We start from the raw sequence: 23,753 nt of genomic DNA on the forward strand, positions 1-23,753 counted from the left end.
TTGCGTCTTGACTTCCTGGGAAGGGGGCAAATTCGATGTGGAAATCAAGACGATGTCGCTTCCCCGCCGTTGACATGAAGTGTTTGTCCTGTCACAAAACGGGAATCATCAGAAGCGAGATAGACAAAGGTGGGAGCCAGTTCAAATGGCTGGCCTTGACGCTCCATCGGGTTATCGACTTGTGTCACTTCGTCTGCCGAAAAACTTGCCGGGATGAGGGGTGTCCAAAACCTTCCGGGCGCAACGGCGTTCACCCGGATGCCTTGATCGACAAGACTGTTTGCCAAGGCACGGGTAAAACCAATATTGGCCCCTTTAGTCGCCGTGTAATCAATTAATTGCTTATTCCCTTTAAACGTCACGACAGAAGATGTATTAATGATGGAGGACCCAGCTTTTAAATGGGGAAGGGCAGCACGGGTCGTGTAGAAGTGGGAATAGATATTCACTTTAAAGGTATCATCGAATTGCTCATCCGTAATATCAAGCAAGCTTAATTGCTGAAATTGAATACCCACATGGTTACAAAGAATATCGAGCTTTCCAAATGTTTGGATGGTGTCTTCCACGATATTGATACATTGCTGCTTATCCCTTAAGTCACCAGGCAGCAGTAAGCAACGTTGTCCAAGCTCTTCAATTCTCGTTTTAGTCCGATTGGCATCCTCATGTTCATCCAGATAAGCGATGGAAACATCTGCGCCTTCTTTAGCAAAAGCGATGGCAGCCGCAGCTCCAATCCCACTGTCTCCTCCAGTTATCAATGCGACACTACCTGTTAATTTCCCACTGCCCCTATAATTGGGATTTTCAATGATGGGCCGGGGTACCATTAATTTTTCTACACCAGGTTGGCGGAATTGGCGTTGCTCCGGAACTGTGATGGGAACGTCTTGATAACGAGTGATCTTTCCATAATTCGGATGCATGGGATAGCCTTTATCGGATGATTTCTTTTTCTTATCTTCTGCCATGAGGAGTCCTCCTAAAAAAGAATTTAGTCGGGTTACTTTATGATGATCAGGTATATGCCGTGCATGAAGAACATCTATGTGGGCGGGCTCGTTGCCGTGCAGCTCGAATATGCTGAAGGGTAGAAAAAAGTTTTTGGAGGCCTCTATATGCCATATTATTATAGCGAAGAAGTGAAGTTATTATTGGTCGAACAATCGGATGAAAAAGTGGAGTTGTTATATGATTCCAACCCAAATACCTTTGAATTGCCGCTCATAGGACCAAGACCGCCATATTATTATAACCCGCGTTATGTGCCGTATTATCCTGTGATTTAAGGGTGAACATAAAAAGGGGAAATGCATGAAGAACGGAATCTGCTGAATGGGGCTGCCTGGGTCTTTCAATGAGTGGACTAAAAGCAGCCTTAATTCGACTCAACAAATTCCAGATCATAACAGATGACATTAGGAAAAACTGACTATATTCTTCTATGAATTTTACAAACACGGAGATAATGGGTAAAGTTATACATAATACATTGAGCGGACTGATGTATTTAAAGGAGAGATCCATTTTGGATAACAATATGAAACAACTAATAGAAAATATACAGCAATCGGATGGTGGCCATATTTTATACTGTTTTAATGAATTGGAAGCCTACATTGAAAATGAGGCAACTTTCATCATTGCCGGTGTTGAACAGGGGGACCATATCCTGGTCGTCGAAAATGACCGTATCTTTCCTTTCGTGTACAAGAAATCGCAGCTTCATTTAAATGAGGAGCAATTGGAGCAAGTGCATCTTATGAATAATTTTGATTTTTATTGTTTTCATGGAGACTTCCATCCTTCGACGATGGTTAATTATTTCTTGGAAAATATCGATACATACACTGAACGCAATCAGCACGTGCGGACATGGGGCCATGTTGAATGGGGCCATGACGATCAAGTCAGCTTAGCGATAGGCGAATATGAAAAAGGAATCGACAAACTGATCAAGGAAAGAGGATTGATTTCAGTTTGTGCATACGATGACTGCAGATTGCCTGCCGAGCTAAAAACAAACTTGATCAAGCATCATGGAGTCCTGATAACCGATGAAAAAATCACGATTTTAGCAAACGGATAGAATCAAAGGAGCGAGTTATTTGGAAAGTTTTACGGAACGGGTAATTAATATCATACAACAAATCCCTTCCGGTAAAGTGATGACATATGGTCAGATCGGACAGCTTGCCGGAAGTCCGCGCGGTGCAAGGCAGGTCGTAAGGATCCTTCATTCAAGCAGCAAGAAACATGACCTTCCTTGGCACCGGGTAATCAATGCCAAGGGAGAAATCGGCATAAAAGCGGAGGGCGCCGCAGAACACCAGAAGGCGATGCTGGAGAGTGAAGGCATCACATTCACGGAACGGAATACCATTGACCTCGAAGCTTTTCGCTATCATCCAGAAATATTTTGAACGGAAAGCCGGATAAAAGAAGCGGCGCGAGTGCGGACGAATAAAGTGCATGTGCGGACGAAAAAACTGTTCCGGATGCCAAAAAAGTACGCTGAAGGCCGAAATAACGGTGCCTACGCAGGAATTGATGCCTAACAAACAAACAGAATGGATGTATAGGCTTACAAAATCGCATCTAAAAGAGGCTGATCCAAGCGGATCAGCCTCTTTTTAGGAATTATGAACGGGCATACATGGCAGCATTCATTCCGGCGAGTCTTCCAGTTACTAATGCCGATGTGATATTATAGCCGCCTGTGTATCCGTGTATATCCAGAATTTCACCGCAGAAATACAGTCCGTCCATTAGTTTGGATGCCATTTCTTTTGGATGTATTTCTTTGACGGATACGCCTCCTCCTGTGACGAAGGCTTTTTCTAGCGGCTGGGTGCCGTGTACTCCGAATTGGAAGTCCTTGCATAATTCTGCAAAGCGGCGGATTTTTTCATTTGATATCGTCGCTCCTTGTTCTTGAAGGTCGATGCCGCTTCGCTCAAGCAGGAAGTGAAGGTATCGTTCAGGAACTAAACCTTTTAAGGTGTTTTTTATGGCTTTTTTCGGTTCGGCTTTGATTTCCTTCATGATGTCTTGAAAAACCTCTTCCTTGTTTCGGTCCGGCAGGGCATCGAGTTTCATGGTCACTTCCGATAGGTTCCATTTTTTCATCGCTTTCACGACGAATTGGCTGCATCTTAGAACAGCAGGACCGGAGACGCCAAAATGGGTGAAGAGCATGTCCATTCGGTGTGTGATCAGGGCCTTGCCTTTTGGGTTAAGGACACTCAATGAAACATCGCGAAGTGCGAGTCCTTGAAGTGTTCGATCTTTAATGAATGTTTCATGGCTGAGTACGGGAACTTCTGTTGGGAACAGTTCGGTAATCGTGTGCCCCGCCTTTTTAGCCCATGCGTAGCCGTCTCCGGTTGAACCGGTGTGAGGAACTGATTTCCCGCCGACTGCAATTACGACTGCATCTGTATCAATGGCCTGTCCATCTTTCAACCGGACACCGCTTGTTTTTCCATGTTCATAGAGAACTTCCGCAACTGGAGAGTTCTTATAAATCGTTACTTTTAAATTCGACAGGCGCGTCAGAAGGGCATCCACGACACTTTGTGCTTTATCGTTGACAGGGAACATCCGGCCATGGTCCTCTTCTTTAAGAGCCACGCCTAATTTTTCAAAGAATTGAATAATGTCTTCATTATTGAACTCTGAGAATGCACTGTATAGAAATCGCCCGTTTCCAGGGATATGCTGAATGATTTCATCGATTGAGAGCCTGTTCGTCACGTTGCAGCGTCCGCCGCCCGAGATTGCAAGTTTCCTGCCAAGCTTTTCGCCTTTATCCACTAACAAGACATGGGAACCTTTTTCCCCGGCTGCAATTGCTGCCATCAATCCGGAAGGACCGCCGCCAATTACCACTACATCATATTTCAAATTGATCACCACTTTATCATTTTCAGTCCCTTCATTATATAGCAAGAGCCCGTCAGATTGCGAATGTAGAAAGAAAGGAATTATTTGTTTGTGTATTATCTTCGAAAACGATAAACTTGAGTGTAGTTTTCTATAGAAAAAATACTTTAATATGATAAGATAAAGAGCGTGTGAAACGTAACTGACAGAGGCAGGAAGGGATTAGATGTCATCTAAGTTTTTAAAAGGGGCTTTTATATTAACGCTGGGAGCGATCATATCCAAGGTACTTGGTTTATTTTACGTCATCCCATTTGAACATATGGTTGGGAATAAAGGGGCTACCCTCTATCAATATGGGTACGTTCCATATACCATTTTCATTAGCTTTGCAACGGCAGGCATGCCGCTTGCTGTTTCTAAATTCATTTCGAAGTATAATGCGCTCGAGGAGTACGCCGTCGGTGAGAAGTTATTTAAATCGAGCCTGAAATTAATGGTTGTCACCGGTTTTCTCGCTTTTTTGATTCTCTATACGATGGCCCCGCTGTTTACTGGAGTCTTTGGGGTCAGGCAGGAAGATGTCAGTGATGTCACGGAGATCATACGGGCAGTCAGCTTCGCCTTGATTTTTGTACCGTTCATGAGCATCATCCGCGGCTTTTTTCAAGGTCATGAAGCGATGGAACCAACGGCCATATCTCAGGTTATCGAACAAATTGTCCGCATCGTGTTCCTTCTGGCTGGTGTGTATGTTGTTTTGAATGTCCTGGATGGAGAGTTAGTGAGAGCCATCCAAGTAGCTACCTTCGCGGCTACGGTCGGGGCTGTCGGCGGTTTAGTGGTGTTATTTTGGTATTGGAAAAAACAAAAACCCCATTTGGACAGCCTGATGAAGAAAGACCGGGGGACGATGGAAATTTCCCTGAAGGAGATCTATAAAGAAATATTTCTTTCGTCGATTCCTTTCATATTTGTCGGAATCGCGATGCCATTGTTTCAGTTTGCGGACCTATTGTCTTTCAATAAGGCGATGTCGTCCATCGGGTTGCAGCATGTCGCAGAAGATGCCCTTGGGGTTTTGAATGTATATGCCCAGAAGCTTGTCTTGATTCCGATGACGCTTGCAACCGGGTTTTCAATGGCGCTTCTTCCCTCGGTGACGAAGGCATATGTAAGCGAGGATTCGGAAGAGTTAAACCGCCAGCTGAACCAAGCCTTCCAAATTTTGTTGTTCATTACGATTCCAGCGGTCGTTGGCATGTCGGTGCTAGCCGATCCAATCTATAGTGCCTTTTACAGCCATGATCCACTTGGAATCAGTGTCCTGAAGGCATATGCGCCCGTTTCCATCTTGTTTGCGCTTTTTTCCGTTTCGGCGGCCATTTTACAAGGCATCAATCAGCAAAAATATACGGTGCTCAGCCTGCTTGTTGGCTTTTTAATCAAATTGAGCTTGAATATCCCGATGATCAAGTTGTTTGAAACGGAAGGATCCGTTTATGCCACGGCATTCGGCTACTTGGCTGCTGTGCTGCTGAATTTGTATGTCATTACCTACTTTACTGGATATCGTTACAGCCTTACCATCAGAAGATCTGTTTTGATAACTGTTTTTTCAATTATAATGGGACTGGCTGCATGGGGCATGTTCAGTTTATTATCGCTGTGGCTTACAACGGAAGGGCGCTTCCAAGCGATTTTGATCGTGGCCGTTTGTGCAATTTTTGGAGCTCTCATTTATGGGGCGCTTTCCTTGAAAAGCAAACTTGCCCATCGTTTGTTCGGTGCCCGGATCGATCGGTTAAAAGCTAAATTAGGATTATAAGTTGGAAGTTTGATGTGTAAAAAAAAGGGTATTGAATGGTGAATCCCCAGATTAAAATATATTGGCCTTGCCTGTCATTAAAGTGGGCAAGGCTTTTTACTGAAAAAGGCTTTAGGAGGAAACGATGAGAATAGATAAGATTTTATCCAATATTGGTTATGGCAGCAGGAAAGAAGTGAAAAAGCTCCTGAAATCCGGCGCCGTCAAGGTCAATGAAAGGCTGCTTAAGGACCCGAAAGAACAAGTGGACCCTGATACGGAAATCGTGACGGTTCATGGTGAACGTGTTGAATACAGGGAATTCATCTATTTAATGATGAATAAACCGCCAGGCGTATTGTCGGCAACGGAAGACAAACACCAAGAAACGGTCATCGACATCTTGGAGCCAGAAGATTCGGTTTTCGAGCCATTTCCTGTAGGCCGTCTTGATAAGGACACAGAAGGTTTATTGCTGATCACGAATGACGGAAAGCTTGCCCACCAACTGCTTTCCCCAAAGAAACATGTCCCTAAAACATATTTTGCGGTCATTGATGGCGAAGTAACGGAACGGGATATCGAGGCATTCCGCAGCGGTGTGACCTTGGATGATGGATACGAAACAAAACCAGGTGAATTGAACATTTTAAAATCAGGTCTGACATCAGATATCGAGCTGACGATCATGGAAGGGAAGTTCCATCAGGTGAAGCGGATGTTTGAGGCCGTTGGCAAACGTGTCGTCTACCTAAAGCGTCTTTCCATGGGGAGTTTACAGCTTGATGAGGAACTTGAGCTTGGTGAATACCGTGAGTTAACGGCGGAGGAGCTTGAACAGTTAAAGGCGGGCCAACCGACTGAATGATAGCTGGACACAAAAAATGAGGCGGACAATATTGTCCGCCTCAAAGTATTTTACATATCGATCTTGTTCGGGTGGTCGTTCATTTTTACGATGACATCTTCACCTTTTTACTTGTTGTCGTCCAAAGGCCACGGCTTGGGCTTTGAACAAGGTCATTGTATGCTAAGACATTTAAATCGCGCTGCACAGTTCGAGGAGTGATGCCAAATTCTTCTACAAGCTCTTGAGTAGAAACCGTACCGTTATTACTAATGAACATATAAACGGATTTAATACGGGTTAACATGCGATTTGTTGAAGGTTTCAAAAAATCACTCCTTATTCTTTTCATTGTTATTCTGAACAAATGAAAACAACCGATATGTCGGACAGCATTTCAGCTGTCACTATGTACTTGCTATACCCACCCTATAACTCCTCGGAAACATTTAGAAAAAATAAGATGTCATTAGCTTCATTCTACCCCTTTGCAAAAGCAAATTCTAGGAAAAGATGCTAATTGACTAAATATTACATTTATTATATCAAATTTTAACAAATTTATTCTCTTTACATATACAAAAATTAATAAAGAGCTGATCCATTCGTTCACGAACATATTTTACCAACAAAGAATGCTTAAAATGCATCCCAAGATGTCGCACAGCACGAACGTTGACTATAAAGCATATACATGTTATTTTACTTAAAAGGATCATAAATCGTAATTATTACGCTTTATGTATTAATAGGAGCTTGATGGCTTGCGGTTATGATGTCATAATGAGGTATCGGGCAGTATAGATTTTTCATACATATCTAAAAGGATTTAAATATAAACCAATTCGAGGTAGAGCCATATGAACGAAAGATTAATGGAGTTTTTATTGCGCGACGAAGTGACCAGACTTTCTGGCGTGAAAAAACAAGTGTATGAATTCATCGTGAACGAAGAAGATTATCTTGCTTCGAAGTCGGACACGGTCGATCAATTCATGAGATTGCTGGTAAAGCATTCTCCGCCCCGGCTCGCAGCCCGTCATTTCAATATGCCTTATGGGGAAATCATTCGTTTCATGAATGAAATAGAAGATGAACTGAATGAGAGATTAGAGGAAAGATGCAAGAAAGTGAAGTGGATGGACTACACGGAAAAGGGCCAGCAGGCATTTGTGAAATATCATAGAAAGTTATATCTATTCGTAAATTAATAAATGGATCATAAAAATGCCCTCGGTATGAAAGGGCATTTTTTTATTTGTCCGGAACCGTTAAACGGGAATCCAGCACAACCATCCTTTAAATCCAGCCTCCTCGCCGCAAGCTAGTGCTGGAGAGGAAATCAATGATGAAGGTGTTGATTTGTGCCAATTGTTTCCTGAAACATCATTAGGCCGGCAGTTATAGATCTCCCTTTCATTTTTGATTTGGTTAAAGATGCGTATTCCGAAAGTGATCGCCAAAGTTAGACCCTGTCATTTTGTTAAAACGTCCTTCATTACAACTACATTAGACATTCGCCGAACCCTTTTTGTCTACAAACTGAAATGGGAACTATACTACTGTATAGTTCCCGTTTGTTCTTGCTTTTACGAAAGAATCAAATGTGTGTCGGTCTCTTTAAATGAAGAGATGAAATCTTTATGTAAATGATCATCAGTAATGATGTAATCGATTTTATCCAGTGACGATATCCCGATGGTCACGTCTTTCCCGAACTTTGTGCTGTCAGCGGCAACATAGACTTCTTGGGATAAATCAATGATTTTTTTTCGTGTGTTCGCTTCTTCTAAATTATAGTCGGATATGCCTTTTTCAACGGTTATGCCACTCGCACAAATGAATGCTTTCGAAATATTCAATTCACTAAAGTTGAATAAGTAGTCAAAAGCAACAATGGATTGTTCATTTCTCCTTACTTTCCCACCTATGATCAATAACTCGATATCGCTATGAATGAGCTCATTTACAACAGGGATCGAACTGGTTATCACGGTCAGTTTCTTTTTCTGTTTAATATATTTAGCGATTTGATAGGTTGTCGAACCACTATCGATATAAATGCAATCGCCATCGTTGATATACTCACTGCATTTTTGGGCGATGGTTTCCTTTTCTTCTAATTGACTGAACATCCGTTCATCTATCGTCGATTCTCCAAACTTCGATTGAACCAGCTTAACGCCACCATAGATCTTTTCTATTTTTCCTTGCTTTGTAAGCAGGTTTATATCCCTTCTGATGGTTTCGATGGAAACTTGCAGTTCTTCAGTAAGCTCGGCAATCTTCATAACTTTTCTAATCGTTAATAACTCGATGATCTTCTTTTGCCTTTCAAGTGGAAGCATAAGTTTCACCCGCCTATTCTTCATATCTTTCTTCCTGATTTTCAGTTTAAGTGTACTGTTTACCGCGAATATATTCAACAAGTAGATGATGAAGATATCACTAATTGGTCAAAAGTTAGTATGAAGTTGGTAATAAAGTGTTCATTATTTACAGAGTATTTACAAAAATCTCAAATTCGTTTTACAAAAGGCTTTTATACTAAGGGTGTATTAAAGGAGGTGAACGGTTTGCTAAAATTACAAAATATTAGCAAGCAATTCGATGGAAAATCAGTTTTGGATAATATAAATCTTGATATTAAAACGGGGGAGATCGTTTCACTATTAGGACCAAGTGGAAGCGGCAAAACTACTTTATTACATATAATTTTGGGATTGACGGGTATCAATCATGGAAAAATCATTTTCAATGATGCCGATTTGAGTAACGTGTCCATGAAAGACCGGGGATTTAATATCGTTTTCCAGGATTACGCTCTTTTCCCTCATTTAAATGCCTATGAAAATATCGTTTATGGATTGAGGAACAGGAAGGGATCCGTTTCCAAGGAAGAGCTTCAGGAATACATCGATTTTCTGGAATTAACACCGCATTTGAAAAAAAGGATCAGCGAATTATCCGGGGGTCAGAAACAAAGGGTCTCGATCGCAAGGACTCTTGTAATGAAACCGAAGATCCTATTACTTGATGAGCCACTGAGTGCTTTGGATGGTGTGATTAAGGAATCGATAAAGGAACGCATCAAATCCATTGCCCGCGAATATAAGCTGACGACGATCATAGTGACACATGACCCGGAAGAGGCTTTGACGATGTCCGATAAAATTTTGATCATTAATCAGGGGAATATTTCTCAATTTGGATCACCTCAAGAAATCATTAATCAGCCAGCCAATGATTTTGTTAAGGAATTCATTCTTAAACAACTGGAGATCAAGAGAGAAAATATTTATAACTTATTCGGTGAAAAGTATGCCTGATGTAAAACCGGCAATGAGAGTCATTTATATACCTATCTTACTGCTATTTGCCGCTTTTCTTTTCTTGCCGCTTGGCGTATTGTTCGTCCGTTCTTTTGAAACGGCTGATGGAATCAATCTCTCGAATTATTTAACGGTCCTTTCAAATGCAGAGCTGATGAAGTCATTTGGAAACAGCGTGAAAATCTCAGGGCTCACAGCCGTCATTACGACCGTTTTAGCTTTTTTCCTGGCCTATTCCATCCATTGCACCCGATTATACAGGCCATTAAAAAGTGTAATTAAAACAGGGATCCTTATTCCGATGCTGCTTCCGACGATCACATTCGGGTTTGCGATCATCTACTCTTTCGGCAATCAAGGAATCATAACGAAGATTTTTGGAAGGAATCTATTCGATATATACGGATTTAATGGATTATTGATAGGTTATGTGATTTATACATTGCCATCAGCTTTTCTTCTCATTAATAATTCCTTCAAGTACATGGATAAAAAGTTCATAATCGTTTCGAAATTAATGGGTGACGGAACGATAAGAAGTTTTATGAATACGATCATACGGCCATTGTCGGGAACTTTGGGAGGAGCCTTTGTACTTTCCTTCATCTTGAGCTTCACCGATTTTGGGATACCGGCTTCAGTCGGCGGGACCTACTCCGTTGTTGCGACGCAACTGTATCAAGTCATGCTAGGTTCAATCCCTGATTTCAATAATGGTGCAGTGATTGCCATTCTCATGCTCATTCCGGTAGTATTCAGTGTTTTCCTATTAAACTATCTGGAAAAACTTAATTTTCATTATGACAAGTTCAGCGATATCGAAATGACGCAGCACAAAGGGAGGGATATATGTTTTGGGGGTATCTCGCTGCTGGTCTTAATAGGGATGTTTTCTGTATTCGCGGTCATGTTCATTGCACCATTTTTAACTAGTTTCCCATATGATCTCTCGTTCACCTTAAAGCACTTTATCGACACATTCCAATCGAGCGATTTAACGGCAGTCTATAAAAACTCCTTATTCGTTGCCTTAATGACGGCCGTACTGGGAACGCTCATCGCTTTTAGCTCGGCAGTTTTGAATGTCCGAACGCCCCTTAGGGGGAAATCGTCAATGGATGTCATTTCGATGCTGACGACTACAGTACCAGGAATGGTGTTGGGTTTATCGTATTTGCTGCTGTTCAACGGCAGCAGCTGGAAGGGGACCTTTGCCATCATCATTCTATGTAACATGGTCCACTTCTTTACGACACCCTATTTAATGGCGAAAAACTCTTTATCCAAAATGAACCCTGCTTGGGAAACCACCGGGAATCTATTGGGGGATAGCTGGATCAGGACAATCTATCGTGTCATTCTGCCAAACTCGGCATCTACGGTGATCGAGATGTTCAGCTACTATTTCATTAATAGTATGGTGACGATCAGCGGAATCATCTTTTTGGTCACGGCCCAAACCACATTAGTGGCCAGTAAAATTAAAGAGCTTCAGCATTTTGCCAAATTCAATGAAATATTCATCCTGTCTTTACTTATCTTTTTTACAAATCTAGTCGTGAAGCTGCTTTGTGATCATTATCAAAAAAGACAATTCAAACATTAATGAGGGGGATATTATGTTTAAGACGATGAAGATAGCCTTACTGTCTCTAGTTGCTTTAAGTTTGGTATTTGTATTGGTGGGCCGTAACAGCGGCAAAGCGGATGAGGAAAAGGTGGTCATTTATACGAATGGCGATGAAGAAGCCACTGCAGCAATGGAGACTTCCCTGAAAGATGCCGGATACGAAGGGAAATATGTCCTTCAATCATTAGGCACATCTGAATTAGGAGGGAAACTGCTGGCAGAAGGCGCTGAAATCGAGGCTGATGTCGTGACGATGAGTTCCTATTTCATCGAAAGTGCACAGGATCAGCACTCCATGTTTAAGGACCTGTCATTCAGTACCAAAGCATTGGAACAACATCCAGCCTATTATACGCCGATTTTGGCAAATACCGGTTCCATTTTTGTGAATACGGAAGTGCTCAAACAAAAAGGCCTGCCGATGCCGACCTCGATTAAGGACTTAACAAAGCCGGAATATAAAGGGTTCGTTTCAATTCCTAATATCTTGGACTCTTCAACAGGGTGGCTGTTAGTTCAAGCAATTATCAGTCAATACAGTGACGGGGAAGGGAAAAAGGTTCTCCATGATTTAATAGCAAATAGCGGTCCGCATCTTGAGAGCTCAGGTTCTGGTCCAATCAATAAAGTGCAAGCAGGGGAAGTGGCTGCCGGTTTTGGTTTACGCTATCAAGCCGTGATGGCTAAAGAGTCGGGCTTACCAATCAAGTTTGTCGATCCCATTGAGGGGAATTTCTCCTACACGGAATCCGTCGCTGTCGTCAATAAGGATAATGAAGCTAAAACAAGTTTAGCAATGAAAATGGCAGAAACGATCAGTAAAGATGCTAGAGAAGAACTGTTGGAACATTACCCGGTCGCACTTTATGAAGGTGAAAAGGTAACGGAAAAGAACAAACCGGCCCACCCTATGAAATTCGAGCTGCCTCTAACGGTCGAATTATTAAAACAGCATCAAGAGTTTTTTAAATCAGCACAATGATAAATACAGTGAGGAGTGAAGGAAAATGAATACTTATAAACTTTTAACGCCTGGACCGCTGACCACTACAAGTACGGTGAAACAGGAAATGCTTGTTGACCGCTGTACGTGGGAAAATGATTATAAAGAAATCACACAAAAAATCAGATCCCAGCTTCTTGAATTGGCATATGCTGCAAACGGAGAGTATACAGCTGTACTTATGCAGGGAAGCGGCTCGTTTGTTGTAGAATCTGTGCTGACGACAGCACTTTCAAAATCCGATAAAGTGCTGATCATAACGAATGGCGCATATGGAAAACGGATTGTGAAAATGGCGGAGTGCATCGGATTGAATCATGTGGAATATGGCGTTGAGTACAATGAATTTCCAAAGGAAGCTGAAATCCGGAACATTTTACTGGATGATAGTGATATCACACATATTGCAATGGTTCATTGTGAAACGACGACAGGGATTTTAAATCCGATAGAAATGGTTTCGAAGATATCAAAGGAACAAGGGAAAACCTTGATCATTGATGCGATGAGCAGCTTTGGCGGAGTTGAGATGAATGTGCCTGAACTCGGAATTGATTATTTGATCAGCAGTGCAAATAAATGCATTCAAGGAATCCCTGGTTTTGGTTTTGTCATTGCAAAGCTTGAGAAATTGTTGGCTTGTGAAGGCAATGCCCGCAGTTTGTCCCTGGATTTATATGATCAGTGGAAAGAGATGGACAAGGATGGGAAATGGCGCTTCACATCCCCAACACATGTAGTGGCCGCGTTTGCTAAAGCGTTGGAAGAATTAACTGAAGAAGGCGGCATTCCAGCCAGATTCTCCCGCTATAAAAATAATAATGATAGGCTGAGGGAGCTGATGGGTAAATTGGGCATTCGTACATATATCTCACCTGATAAACAATCGCCTATCATTACAACTTTCCTTTTTCCTACTGAAACCTTTGATTTTGAGGAATTCTACAATTTTATCAAAGAGAGGGGCTACGTAATCTACCCCGGAAAGCTTACTGACATAGATACATTCCGTATCGGAAATATTGGCGAAATCTATGAAGAAGATATCGAGGAACTTGGCAGGATCGTAGAAAAATATATGAAAGTGGTGACAGTATGAATAAGATAGAGGGAATCATTTTGGATTGGGCTGGAACGGCTGTGGATTTTGGATGTTTTGCGCCAGTGAATGTTTTTGTGGATATTTTTAAGAATGCTGGACTGGACGTGACGATGGAAGAAGCCAGGGCTCCAATGGGCATGCTAAAAATCGACCATATTCGTGCGATGCTGACCATGTCAAGGATATCTACGTTATGGGAAGAACAATACGGAAGGCCATTCAATGAGGAAGATGTTGAAAAACTATATGCTGAATTCGAACCGGCACTAATGATGTCATTGGCGGATTATACAGATCCCATTCCGGGGGTTATCGAGACGGTGGAAGCATTAAGAAATCGCGGCCTGAAGATTGGGTCGACAACGGGATATACGGATACAATGATGGAGGTCGTAGTGGCAAATGCTTTGAATAAAGGGTATCGGCCGGATTTCCATGTAACCCCGGATACAACCCATTCGATTGGAAGGCCTTATCCTTACATGATATATCGGAATATGGAAGAATTGAAGTTAACTGCATCATGGAAGGTAGTGAAGGTAGGAGATACCATTTCCGATATGCAAGAGGGAGTGAATGCTGGGGTATGGTCGGTCGGAATCATTGTCGGAAGCTCCGAGATGGGATTGAGTTTGAATGAGTATACAAGTTTACCAGAACGAGATAAACAAAATCTCATCTCTAAAACGGCAGACACCTTTATGCAAAACGGAGCAGACTTTACCATCAAAACGATGGAGGAACTACCTGAACTCATAGATCACATCAACCTTCTTATAGCAGAAGGGAAAAGACCTCGTTCAAGCTAACATTCAGTGCCAAAAAAAGTGCAGCATATCCTTCTTTCTCGATTGGGAATGAGATATGACTGCACTTTTTCACTTTTGGACTGAGTGTTATCTCGATTCTCTTTTTACTTTTTACAAGGTGAGGATATACTTACGACATCAATTTTTTCGTTAGATAACCATTCGATAGATTAATCCAGTAATGATCTGTAGGTCTCATACCGACAATAGTTGTGTCTAAATCGTTTTTCATCTTTTTTTTATAAACATCGTGACTTTATTTTAAATCTACACCATAATTTTCTTCGATTTTCAATACTGGCGGCTGTTTTTTAAGTCCTTTTGTCAATACAAGTAAATAAATGAAGCCTATTATTAACCAACTTACTCCAAGTACTTTTGAGTGCGCATCAAGATTCACAAGTAGTAAAATATCAAGAGCAGCTCCAATAATAGGAACAATTAAATATAAGACAGTTCCTTTTACCGAACGTTCTCTATTTCTAATATAATAATGAGCAATTACGGAAATATTAACACAAGTGTATGCAAGAAACGCCCCGAAATTAATAAATGATGCTACAAGATCTAAACTTAAAAATAAAGCAAGCAAAGAGACAAAACTAATGATCAGTATATTATTTACGGGTGTTCTATATCTCGGATGCAGGGTGCCAAAGAACTTTTTAGGAAACTGTCCGTCTCGCCCCATCGTATAGAGGACTCGTGATGCACTTGCCTGGGACGACATGGCACTACCCAATACAGCTAATGCGTAAAGCGCAAGATATATTGAGTACATCGCCTTTCCACCAACAAGTTTAATAATTTCGTAGGCAGCCGAATCAGGATTATTAAATGTGTTATACTCTGGCCATACAAGATACGAGAAATATGCAACACTTGTAAAGATTAAACCACCACCAAGAGTAATTAAAATAACAGCTCGGGGAATTGTTTTCTTAGGGTTCACTGTCTCTTCCGCAAACGCTGTAACTGATTCAAACCCAAGGAAACAAAAGCATAATAATGCTGCTCCAGCTATTGTATAAGAAAAGGGTTCTTTCGAATTATAGAATGGCTCAAGAGATAAAAGAGTTGCCGTGCTTTCTCCCATAAAAATTTCCTTAATAGAAAAACCTATAAAGATAAGGATAAAAAGAAGAGCGAAAATCGTTATGAATGCGTTTACATTTGTGGCAATCTTCAATCCTTTAATATTAATAAAAGTGACGAGAATCAGCATACCTGCAATCCAGATGTAACTTGGAATTGTAGGAAAGGCTGCTGAGAAAAAAATACCAAAAACTAAATAATTCACCATTGGCATAAATAAATAATCCATTAAGATCACCCATCCGACAAGAAATCCAACAGAGGGATTGAGAGATTTTTGCGTATAAACATAGGCAGAACCGGAAGATGGAAACGCAATTGCCATTTTCCCATAACTGTAAGCTGTAAACATCATTACCACTAGAGCAACTATCATTGCCCCTGGAACAGTACCGTGGGAAATATTGGCCGCAATACCATACGTAGTAAAAGCTGTGGTTAACCCCATAAATGAAAAACCAAACAATACAACTGGAATGAGTGTCAGTGTTCTATCCGTTTTCCTTATATTTGACATGTAAAATACTCTCCTCTTTTACCTGACTTAACCTTTTGTAAGAAATAGGATCAATATTATTACTTCCATGGCTTTTTTAATACGTGGGTTTCTAGAAATCATAAAAAAGTCAGAAAAGATGCTAGGGAGCCTACTTTGAATTATCCATGAATTTGTTGTCTTATTTCCTCATTCCTCGTAAGGAATTCCGTCTGCAGAATAACAAAGATAATTCCTGCAAAAATCTTCTCGCTGGCATCTTTACTGACTCCTGGAATTTCTTTAGTAGCGACTTGTTCAATAACGTGTATACTGATTTCTAATCAATAGATATGAAACTTAGAATATGAGATAACTCTAAGAACGCTTTATTATTTTGACAATAGTAACTCTGTTTTTATATCTGTATAAGGCATGTTATGATTGATCCCAACTTCGTGATGAACAATTTCACCGTTCAAAGTGCTGATACAATTTCTTACTATTACATCATTTTCTATAACCTCTTTCAAACCATTATTCGCAATGTTCATAATATATGGGCCGGTTGTCATCAACATCATGTTTGTCGAGGTTTGTGGACAAAGAGCCGGCATATTCGGGACACAGTAATGTAGGACTTCTTGTTCATAGTAAACTGGATCCTCTAAAGTCGTATAACGTGAGGTTTCAATTATACCCGTTCCTGCAATATCAATAATAATAGAATTAGGTTTCATCTTGCTGACCATCTCTCGTGTAATGAGAGCCTCGGTTACCCCTGGCATCGGATAAATTGTATTAATTAAAACATCACTTTGAATAAGTTCTTCGAACATCATATCTTTATCCCAACACAAAATGTCCACTTGTGGCAACTGATTGTTCAAATAATCAATGCGTTTCATTGATGCTTCCATGATTGTTACATTCAATCCAAGACCCACAGCAACTTGCGCTGTATTGAGTCCAGCGTTGCCACCACCAAGTATGAGTACATTACTCGACGGTAAACCGGCCAGTTTCCGGAGAAGTATTCCTTTTCCACCATAACCATATTGAGCATATTTGACTGCTTCAAGCATTGCTAATGTTCCTGCAATTTCACTCATTGGTTTAATCGTAGGTCTTGTCCCATCAGGTAAAACGATTAATTCCATTGATAATGAAATTGCTTTTTTATCTAGTAATGCCTGTGTCATTTCATGATTTACATCTTCCGCCAAATGAAACCATGCCATTATCATTTGATTTTCTTTAAGAAGGCCGTATTCATAGGGTTGAAGTTCCTTCACTTTAACAACAAATTCTGCCTTCTCATAAATTTCGTCAATCGTGTTTACTATTTTTGCTCCGGCCAAAACATATTTCTCGTCACAAAAACCACTAGCTTCACCTGCCATGCTTTGTATTAGTACTTCATGACCGAAAGTTGTTAATTTTTTTACCCATGTTGGATTTAATCCCACTCTAGTCTCTGCAGTTTTTAATTCTTTAGGAACTCCTACTATCATTGTTCATTCTCCTTTTTAATTGCATTTAATTTATTGAACATTCTAAAATCTTACAGGGAAATGATAACCCTTTCATTAGACACGAGGTTAAATTTATATTAGTTTTTTTTTAACCAAGCACTTTTGGTCATCTTGAACTTTTATGAATACAGCATTGGTAAAAAAAGTATAATTTTTCCATTGTTTATTTAATGTTTTGGTCGTTTTATGTTTCAGTACTCCATCGTTCATGCGCACATATAACTGCTGAAAAATGGTGTGAATTATGAAAGATTCTCAGGTTGATTAAGGTATTTCATCAAAGCACGTAAAAGTACGCATTACTTGGGGTTAAACAGAGATAGGGATCTCTATTTTATGGGCTTAGACTTTCTAGTATAGTTATAATAAAATGATACAGCTAACAATTATTAAATGAGGAGGTACATATGCTTACAGTACAAGATGTTCTTAAGCGCCCACTCTTTTCAAAGACGGAGGTAGTTGCGGGGGCAAACGGGTTGCACCGTCAAGTCAAATGGACACATGTCCTTGAAATTCCGTTTTTTGATGATACCATCTTTCAGGGAGGGGAACTGATACTCTCCACCGGATTTGGGTTTGAATGGAGAGACTCCTCTAATACATCATTTTTATTAAATCTTATCGAACGCAACGCTTCATGTTTATGTATAGAACTTGGACACTACTTCGAAAAGGTCCCTAAAGAAATGATCGAGCTGGCAAATGAGTATAACTTTCCGATTATTATTTTCAAAGAATTCATAAATTTCGTCGAAATAACACAGGATCTACATGCGTTTATCATTAATGCTCATCATGAGAAGTTGGTTACATTAGATTCGATTTCAAGAAAGTTCCATTCATTGTCACTCACTACTCATGGGTTATCAAATATTTTAAAGTTGTTGCAACAGAAGACAGAAGCACCAATTATCTATCTTCCAATAGAAGGAACACCTTTTTCGATTCCAGGATTGAAAAATGAATTTATGGAACAGCTTCTTCAAACCATTTATGAAGATAAAGAACACTGGCATGACCGAATTACAAATGATTCGCCTGTTGAATGGAAGGCATTAAACCATACTATTCTTCTCCAACCGATCGGAGCAATGGATCAAATCTGGGCGTACCTTGTTATGGTTTTAGATCGTGAATCGGATGAATTTGATTTCCTTATCCTTGATCGTGCTTCTCTAGCAATCTCACAAGACTTATTGCGCAAACATTATTTGGATGAAAAACGATTACGTTTAGAATCTACATGGCTAAATGATTTACTTTATAGACGCATCAATAATGAGGAACAAGCAAGGGGATTTATTTCGTTAAAATCTAAGCGCGCTTCTATACATTATCGAATTGTTATCGTTGATATCGAAGATGTTTTTCATCCGTCTTCATTAAGTTTATCGGATGAAGAAAATGAATCTGCTATTTATCATTATTCTTTAAAAATTCGATCTGGGTTCGCAAAATATTCTTTTACACCCTATATCACATCAGTAAGAAATCAGATTATTGTATTAGCTATTGATCTTGGAACTGCCGATTCCTCTAAGGCACGCTTCTTGAAAGTGATCAATGCCTTGCTATATGTTAAAGAAGGTGAATCTAGCCAAATCCGTATAGGCGTTGGGCGACAATACCAGTTACTTTTGGATGCTCATACTGGTTATCGAGAAGCGCAGTTAGCTTTAAATTATCGTACGTTTTCAACAAGTGCCTTTTACGAAGACCTTGGCATCTTTCGGTTGATACAATTAATTCAGCATGATCAAGATACAGCCCATTTTATTGAAGACTATCTCTCTCCTTTAATATCCTATGATAAGGAATATGGAACGGAATTGCTTCTGACTTTAGCAAAATACTTTGAGCTTGATCGCTCAAAGAAGCTTACTGCTCAAAAATTACATGTTGTAAGACAAACACTCTATCATCGGCTGGAAAAAATAAAAAAGATTCTTGATCTTGATTTTGATATGCCGGAGAACAGATTAAACGTTGAAATGGCTTTGAAAGCATATCAACTCATACAGCAAGTGGGAGTACCTACGAAGTAGTTATCAACCGCTAACCACGGGGCGATGTTAAGACCGAGGATAAAAATAATTTAGCAATAATATTCATTGACGTCCCATACCCTTACTCCATTTTTAACCTAATTTTTCATTCTAATTGTAATACTCCACTTATCATTCATACGTACTTAATGAATGGTAAGTTTTAGTGATTGGAAATAAAAAACTCTGTTGATTTTTAAAATGAACAGAGTTTTTTAATAAATCCATATTGTAAAAAGTGAGAAAAGAGTGTACGATTAAATGAGAATGATAATCAATCACATTTGATTACCGAGGAGTGGACGTTATGGAACAGCAAGATTTATTTGATGTAACGGTTATTGGGGGAGGGCCAGCAGGCCTTTACTCCACTTTTTATAGCGGACTTAGAGAAATGAAAGTTAAACTGATTGAATACCAGCCACGGCTAGGCGGGAAAATTCATGTCTATCCAGAGAAAATGATTTGGGATGTAGGGGGGCTGACACCCACTACTGGGGAAAAGTTAATTGAGCAGCTGGTGGAGCAAGGTTTAACATTCAATCCAACAGTCGTCTTGAATGAAAAAGTGGAATCAATCACACGTAATGAAGAAGGTATCTTCGTTTTACATACCGCTTCAGGGCAAATGCACTTTTCCAAAACGATCATTGTCGCGGTTGGCGGCGGAATTCTGAATCCGCAAAAATTGGAAATAGACGGGGCTGAAAGGTTTGAAGTCTCCAATTTAAACTATACTGTTAAGTCTTTCAATCGATTCAAGGATAAGACGGTGATCATTTCAGGCGGCGGGAATTCTGCAATAGACTGGGCAAATGAATTGGAGCCCATCGCCAAAAAGGTGTATCTGACATACAGGAAAGATAGTTTAGCAGGTCATGAATCACAAGCAAGGCAATTGATGGAAAGCTCTGCTGTTTGTTTCTTGAATACGACGATTACAAAACTGATCGCCTGCGCTGATCATGAATCAATTGAACATGTTGAACTGACGAATCTCGCAACGGGGGAGGTTTCTTACTTGCCGATCGATGAGGTCATCATCAATCATGGTTATGAGCGTGATACATCGCTGCTTCGAAATAGTAAAGTGGATATTGCCATAGCCGACAATTATTATATTGAAGGTACTCCTTCAAGTGAATCCTCGATGGATGGAATATACGCTGCCGGTGATATCTTAAGTCATGAAGGTAAATTGAACCTGATAGCAGGTACTTTTCAAGATGCAGCAAATGCCGTAAATAAGGCAAAGCAATATATCCAGCCTGACGCTCACGGAGTGGGAATGGTTTCTTCCCATAATGAAATCTTTAAAAAGCGCAACAGGGAATTGATCAAGGAAATGATGAAACCGGCTGGGGTACTTTAAAGGAAACGGAAAAAGCTCCAGGGCCTCATGGGCCCTGGAGCTTTTAGCAGTTTATAGAGATTCTTTAATGACCTTCTTGTAATGAAATACGGATAGGATTCCGAAGATCGAATACAATGCCGTGTATAATGCCATAACGATGATCATCGGTGTCCAAACTTCGGTCCCGAATAAGAACCATCCTGATTGGACTGCGAAATAACTGTGAAGCAGTCCGACGACTAAAGGAATGCCGAAATTGAAAACTTGTTTTGCTTGGATTCCCCTTAGTAAGTCACCACGCGTGAATCCCAGTTTTCTTAAGATGGTATAATTGGATTTTTCACCTTCACTTTCATCCATTTGTTTGAAATACAGGATACAACCGGATGTGATGAGGAAGGTTAATCCCAAGAATCCGACGATGAACATGATAAGACCCATATTCTTCTTCTGGGTGTTGAACATTTCAAATTGGGAATCATTCACATGTTCTTCTTTAAAACTCATTTTATTGAATAGATCATTCGCTTTTTCAAGTTCAGCTTCATCCTTCACATCAATGCCGATATTTACAGATGAAACTTTTTGAATTTTCGGGTCGACATCCTTTTTCAAACGGTCGAATATCGTTTGGTCTACAATGGCAACGGGCAATCCGCCGTTCGTGAAGTAATAGGACAAGAAGGTATCATCATTTAATCCCATATATGTTTGCGGAATGACTTCGTGTTTGCCCTTCAGTTCAATTTTTCCGGAATCCTTCAAGGACATGACCTTCTCCATCATATTACTGTATCCGCTGAAAAGGGTCTCATCTTCGGCGAGGTTGATTCCTTTAACGGATTCATCACTGATGACGGGAACGGTCATGATGTCGGGATCAAAGTTCACTCCTTCGAGGCTAGTCTCCATAATTTCCTTTACATTGACATCCACTTGAATGACATCGATCACCTTTTCGTCATAATCAATTTTACTGTCGGATAAAGCTTTTTTGAATGTATTCGCATCTCCCTTATCCGTCATCGAAAAATCGGTGGGGATACTGCTTTGTGCCATTATCTCCGCTGAGTAGTAGGAGATATAGCTTAATGATAATAACCCGATCGCCAAAGCGGAAACGGTCGTGATGATCGTCAATAATATCGCATTCGATTTCATCCGGAACATGATGGATGAAAGGGACAATACTTCATTAATGTTCAAATAGCCATTTTTCTTTTTACGGATGATATTAAAGATGAAGCTTACGGATCCTTTATAGAACAGATAGGTACCGATGATGACGGTTGCCAAAATGAATATCATGGCCATAAAAAGCTCGGTCATCTCTGTAAAAGCTCCATCGAATAATTTGGATGAAACGACATAGCCAGCAATGATCAGGATGATCCCGAATATCCCGAGGATCATTTCGAACATCGAAACCTTTTTCACTTTTCCTTCCGTCATTGAAGTCACTCTAAATAATGATAGAATGGTTTGCCTTTTAATGAAGGTATAATTCATCAACATGATTAAAAGATAGATGGCGCTAAAAACGAGCAAGGTTTGCACTAGCGGCTGAAAAGAAAATTTAAGAGTCGCGATCGCCTGGACACCCATTATTTTAAATAGTATCATGATGATCAATTTTGAAGCGGCAAACCCTACAAAGATTCCGAGGAATACGGAACAGAAATACAGGATCAGGTTTTCCACACTCAGGATACGGAATATCCTGTTCTTCGTCATGCCTATCAATTGGAATAAGCCAATTTCTTTACTGCGTCTTTTTATGAAAATGCTATTGGCATATAAAAGGAATATGGAAACAATCGCAACAAGCAGGATCGATGCAGCCTTGATGGAGGCGGCCCCTTTCACCGTACCCTCCGCTTCATCCAGCGATGGGTCATATTGCAAGGTGACAAAAGCAAAGTAAAGGGAAGCGCTGAAGACCAGGGCAAACACATACAGATAATAGTTCTTCAGATTTTTCTTCAGATTTCGCAAGATGAGTTGATTAATGCTCATTTTGAACCCCTCCCAATACACCTTGTGTTTTCATGATGTCCTTGAAGAAGGTTTGTCTGGATTCTTCACCTTTATTCAATTGTGTATATATTTGACCATCTTTAATGAAAATGACTCGGCTGCAATAACTGGCCGCCACTGGATCATGGGTTACCATGATGATCGTCGCTTTGCGCTTTTTATTCATTTCACTCAGTTTGTTCAGTAAATCGGAAGCTGATTTGGAGTCAAGCGCCCCAGTCGGTTCGTCCGCAAAAATGATGCTTGGATCATGGATGAAAGCCCGTGCTGCAGACGTACGCTGTTTTTGACCACCGGAAATTTCATTTGGGTATTTATCCTTCACTTCATATATGCCCAGTTCTTTTGCCACGCTATCAAACTTTTGTGCCGCTTCATTATTTGGCGTTTTGGTGATGGATAAGGGCAGGAGGATATTTTCTTTAACAGTCAGTGTGTCCAATAGGTTATATTCCTGGAAGATGAAGCCCAGGTGGTTTTTCCGGAATTCGGCCAACTTCTTTTCCTTCATCCCCGAAATCTCTTTTCCATCGATCGTAATGGTGCCGTTGCTTATTTTATCAATCGAGGAAAGGACATTCAGCAAAGTCGTTTTTCCTGAACCGGAAGCACCCATGATACTTACGAATTCACCTTCTTGTATGCTTATATCGAGACCCTTTAATACTTCTTGTTTATTGAATTTATTACCATAGCTTTTATGGATTTTTTTCGCTTCTAATATATTCATTTGGATACACTCCTTTTTTTCTATATCCTCATTATAAAAGGCCATGTATTTCTTTTCCTTC

General features: G+C 40.3%; 21 protein-coding genes. 13 read left to right on the forward strand and 8 right to left on the reverse strand.

Going from position 1 to position 23,753, the window contains the following annotated elements; all coding sequences use genetic code 11:
- Nucleotides 1-44: 44 nt before the first annotated feature.
- Nucleotides 45-974: an SDR family oxidoreductase gene (locus BS1321_RS19140; RefSeq protein WP_063232605.1), complete on the reverse strand. Its 930-nt coding sequence runs from the start codon at nt 972-974 to the stop codon at nt 45-47.
- Between the two features lie 147 nt (nt 975-1,121).
- Between BS1321_RS19140 and BS1321_RS27905 the strand changes: the two genes are divergently transcribed.
- The 3 genes from BS1321_RS27905 (at nt 1,122) to BS1321_RS19150 (ending at nt 2,426) form a co-directional block, all read left to right on the forward strand.
- Complete coding sequence (locus BS1321_RS27905; RefSeq protein ID WP_169803975.1) at nt 1,122-1,292, forward strand: hypothetical protein; 171 nt, start codon at nt 1,122-1,124, stop codon at nt 1,290-1,292.
- Between the two features lie 239 nt (nt 1,293-1,531).
- Nucleotides 1,532-2,092, forward strand: a complete 561-nt coding sequence (locus BS1321_RS19145) for an MEDS domain-containing protein (RefSeq protein WP_063232606.1) — start codon at nt 1,532-1,534, stop codon at nt 2,090-2,092.
- A 79-nt stretch (nt 2,093-2,171) separates the two neighbouring features.
- Nucleotides 2,172-2,426 (forward strand): MGMT family protein, encoded by a 255-nt coding sequence (locus BS1321_RS19150; RefSeq protein WP_063232865.1) that lies wholly within the window; start codon nt 2,172-2,174, stop codon nt 2,424-2,426.
- A 217-nt stretch (nt 2,427-2,643) separates the two neighbouring features.
- On the opposite strand, the gene BS1321_RS19155 is transcribed toward BS1321_RS19150, so the two are convergent.
- Nucleotides 2,644-3,909, reverse strand: a complete 1,266-nt coding sequence (locus BS1321_RS19155; protein ID WP_063232607.1) for a BaiN/RdsA family NAD(P)/FAD-dependent oxidoreductase — start codon at nt 3,907-3,909, stop codon at nt 2,644-2,646.
- 205 nt (nt 3,910-4,114) lie between these two features.
- On the opposite strand from BS1321_RS19155, the gene BS1321_RS19160 reads away from it, so the two are divergent.
- Both BS1321_RS19160 and BS1321_RS19165 read left to right on the forward strand, forming a co-directional pair.
- Nucleotides 4,115-5,716 (forward strand): putative polysaccharide biosynthesis protein, encoded by a 1,602-nt coding sequence (locus BS1321_RS19160; RefSeq protein ID WP_063232608.1) that lies wholly within the window; start codon nt 4,115-4,117, stop codon nt 5,714-5,716.
- A gap of 124 nt (nt 5,717-5,840) precedes the next feature.
- Entirely contained in the window at nt 5,841-6,563 is a 723-nt protein-coding gene (locus tag BS1321_RS19165; RefSeq protein ID WP_063232609.1) for a pseudouridine synthase, read from the forward strand.
- 85 nt (nt 6,564-6,648) lie between these two features.
- Here BS1321_RS19165 and BS1321_RS19170 read toward each other — a convergent pair whose 3' ends face one another.
- On the reverse strand, nt 6,649-6,870 hold the full coding sequence (locus tag BS1321_RS19170; RefSeq protein ID WP_034309346.1) for a DeoR family transcriptional regulator: 222 nt from the start codon (nt 6,868-6,870) through the stop codon (nt 6,649-6,651).
- A 532-nt stretch (nt 6,871-7,402) separates the two neighbouring features.
- Here BS1321_RS19170 and BS1321_RS19175 point away from each other — a divergent pair.
- A complete protein-coding gene (locus tag BS1321_RS19175; protein WP_063232610.1) occupies nt 7,403-7,753 on the forward strand; it encodes a hypothetical protein in 351 nt (116 codons plus the stop codon).
- Nucleotides 7,754-8,131: 378 nt separating this feature from the next.
- Here the strand turns inward: BS1321_RS19175 and BS1321_RS19180 are convergent, their stop codons facing one another.
- On the reverse strand, nt 8,132-8,890 hold the full coding sequence (locus BS1321_RS19180) for a DeoR/GlpR family DNA-binding transcription regulator (RefSeq protein ID WP_063232866.1): 759 nt from the start codon (nt 8,888-8,890) through the stop codon (nt 8,132-8,134).
- 228 nt (nt 8,891-9,118) lie between these two features.
- Here BS1321_RS19180 and BS1321_RS19185 point away from each other — a divergent pair, with 228 nt between their 5' ends.
- Genes BS1321_RS19185 through phnX form a run of 5 tightly spaced genes read left to right on the forward strand, consistent with a single transcriptional unit; the run spans nt 9,119 to nt 14,418 of the window.
- The gene (locus BS1321_RS19185) at nt 9,119-9,871 is read left to right on the forward strand and encodes an ABC transporter ATP-binding protein (protein WP_063232611.1); all 753 of its coding nucleotides are present in this window, start codon (nt 9,119-9,121) and stop codon (nt 9,869-9,871) included.
- Entirely contained in the window at nt 9,864-11,480 is a 1,617-nt protein-coding gene (locus tag BS1321_RS19190; RefSeq protein WP_063232612.1) for an ABC transporter permease subunit, read from the forward strand. Before BS1321_RS19185 ends, BS1321_RS19190 begins: the two co-directional genes overlap by 8 nt.
- 13 nt (nt 11,481-11,493) lie before the next feature.
- Entirely contained in the window at nt 11,494-12,486 is a 993-nt protein-coding gene (locus BS1321_RS19195; protein ID WP_063232613.1) for an extracellular solute-binding protein, read from the forward strand.
- Nucleotides 12,487-12,511: 25 nt separating this feature from the next.
- The gene (gene phnW / locus BS1321_RS19200) at nt 12,512-13,606 is read left to right on the forward strand and encodes a 2-aminoethylphosphonate--pyruvate transaminase (RefSeq protein ID WP_063232614.1); all 1,095 of its coding nucleotides are present in this window, start codon (nt 12,512-12,514) and stop codon (nt 13,604-13,606) included.
- Nucleotides 13,603-14,418 (forward strand): phosphonoacetaldehyde hydrolase, encoded by an 816-nt coding sequence (gene phnX / locus BS1321_RS19205; RefSeq protein ID WP_063232615.1) that lies wholly within the window; start codon nt 13,603-13,605, stop codon nt 14,416-14,418. Before phnW ends, phnX begins: the two co-directional genes overlap by 4 nt.
- A gap of 256 nt (nt 14,419-14,674) precedes the next feature.
- On the opposite strand, the gene BS1321_RS19210 is transcribed toward phnX, so the two are convergent.
- The gene (locus BS1321_RS19210; RefSeq protein ID WP_063232616.1) at nt 14,675-16,030 is read right to left on the reverse strand and encodes an APC family permease; all 1,356 of its coding nucleotides are present in this window, start codon (nt 16,028-16,030) and stop codon (nt 14,675-14,677) included.
- Nucleotides 16,031-16,380: 350 nt separating this feature from the next.
- The gene (locus tag BS1321_RS19215; RefSeq protein ID WP_063232617.1) at nt 16,381-17,502 is read right to left on the reverse strand and encodes an alanine dehydrogenase; all 1,122 of its coding nucleotides are present in this window, start codon (nt 17,500-17,502) and stop codon (nt 16,381-16,383) included.
- Nucleotides 17,503-17,930: 428 nt separating this feature from the next.
- Between BS1321_RS19215 and BS1321_RS19220 the strand changes: the two genes are divergently transcribed.
- On the forward strand, nt 17,931-19,571 hold the full coding sequence (locus BS1321_RS19220) for a PucR family transcriptional regulator (protein ID WP_063232618.1): 1,641 nt from the start codon (nt 17,931-17,933) through the stop codon (nt 19,569-19,571).
- Between the two features lie 307 nt (nt 19,572-19,878).
- Nucleotides 19,879-20,943 carry an NAD(P)/FAD-dependent oxidoreductase gene (locus BS1321_RS19225; RefSeq protein ID WP_063232619.1) on the forward strand — a complete coding sequence of 355 codons (1,065 nt, stop codon included), beginning with the start codon at nt 19,879-19,881 and terminating at the stop codon, nt 20,941-20,943.
- Nucleotides 20,944-20,994: 51 nt separating this feature from the next.
- On the opposite strand, the gene BS1321_RS19230 is transcribed toward BS1321_RS19225, so the two are convergent.
- Together BS1321_RS19230 and BS1321_RS19235 are read right to left on the reverse strand one after the other, a co-directional pair.
- Nucleotides 20,995-22,941 carry an FtsX-like permease family protein gene (locus BS1321_RS19230; RefSeq protein ID WP_063232620.1) on the reverse strand — a complete coding sequence of 649 codons (1,947 nt, stop codon included), beginning with the start codon at nt 22,939-22,941 and terminating at the stop codon, nt 20,995-20,997.
- On the reverse strand, nt 22,931-23,692 hold the full coding sequence (locus BS1321_RS19235; RefSeq protein WP_063232867.1) for an ABC transporter ATP-binding protein: 762 nt from the start codon (nt 23,690-23,692) through the stop codon (nt 22,931-22,933). The genes BS1321_RS19230 and BS1321_RS19235 overlap by 11 nt, the downstream gene beginning before the upstream one ends.
- Between the last annotated feature and the right edge of the window lie 61 nt (nt 23,693-23,753).

It is taken from the genome of Peribacillus simplex NBRC 15720 = DSM 1321 (assembly GCF_002243645.1).
Classification (GTDB): Bacteria; Bacillota; Bacilli; order Bacillales; family DSM-1321; genus Peribacillus; species Peribacillus simplex.

What these genes read in the sequence shown, in the direction of transcription:
- BS1321_RS19225 (WP_063232619.1), top strand. Translation starts at nt 19,879, where the DNA reads ATGGAACAGCAAGATTTATTTGATGTAACGGTTATTGGGGGAGGGCCA.
- BS1321_RS27905 (WP_169803975.1), top strand. Translation starts at nt 1,122, where the DNA reads ATGCCATATTATTATAGCGAAGAAGTGAAGTTATTATTGGTCGAACAA.
- BS1321_RS19180 (WP_063232866.1), bottom strand. Translation starts at nt 8,890, where the DNA reads ATGCTTCCACTTGAAAGGCAAAAGAAGATCATCGAGTTATTAACGATT.
- BS1321_RS19210 (WP_063232616.1), bottom strand. Translation starts at nt 16,030, where the DNA reads ATGTCAAATATAAGGAAAACGGATAGAACACTGACACTCATTCCAGTT.
- BS1321_RS19235 (WP_063232867.1), bottom strand. Translation starts at nt 23,692, where the DNA reads ATGAATATATTAGAAGCGAAAAAAATCCATAAAAGCTATGGTAATAAA.
- phnW (WP_063232614.1), top strand. Translation starts at nt 12,512, where the DNA reads ATGAATACTTATAAACTTTTAACGCCTGGACCGCTGACCACTACAAGT.
- BS1321_RS19165 (WP_063232609.1), top strand. Translation starts at nt 5,841, where the DNA reads ATGAGAATAGATAAGATTTTATCCAATATTGGTTATGGCAGCAGGAAA.
- BS1321_RS19195 (WP_063232613.1), top strand. Translation starts at nt 11,494, where the DNA reads ATGTTTAAGACGATGAAGATAGCCTTACTGTCTCTAGTTGCTTTAAGT.
- BS1321_RS19175 (WP_063232610.1), top strand. Translation starts at nt 7,403, where the DNA reads ATGAACGAAAGATTAATGGAGTTTTTATTGCGCGACGAAGTGACCAGA.
- BS1321_RS19140 (WP_063232605.1), bottom strand. Translation starts at nt 974, where the DNA reads ATGGCAGAAGATAAGAAAAAGAAATCATCCGATAAAGGCTATCCCATG.
- BS1321_RS19220 (WP_063232618.1), top strand. Translation starts at nt 17,931, where the DNA reads ATGCTTACAGTACAAGATGTTCTTAAGCGCCCACTCTTTTCAAAGACG.
- BS1321_RS19150 (WP_063232865.1), top strand. Translation starts at nt 2,172, where the DNA reads ATGACATATGGTCAGATCGGACAGCTTGCCGGAAGTCCGCGCGGTGCA.
- BS1321_RS19190 (WP_063232612.1), top strand. Translation starts at nt 9,864, where the DNA reads ATGCCTGATGTAAAACCGGCAATGAGAGTCATTTATATACCTATCTTA.
- BS1321_RS19230 (WP_063232620.1), bottom strand. Translation starts at nt 22,941, where the DNA reads ATGAGCATTAATCAACTCATCTTGCGAAATCTGAAGAAAAATCTGAAG.
- BS1321_RS19215 (WP_063232617.1), bottom strand. Translation starts at nt 17,502, where the DNA reads ATGATAGTAGGAGTTCCTAAAGAATTAAAAACTGCAGAGACTAGAGTG.
- phnX (WP_063232615.1), top strand. Translation starts at nt 13,603, where the DNA reads ATGAATAAGATAGAGGGAATCATTTTGGATTGGGCTGGAACGGCTGTG.
- BS1321_RS19160 (WP_063232608.1), top strand. Translation starts at nt 4,115, where the DNA reads ATGTCATCTAAGTTTTTAAAAGGGGCTTTTATATTAACGCTGGGAGCG.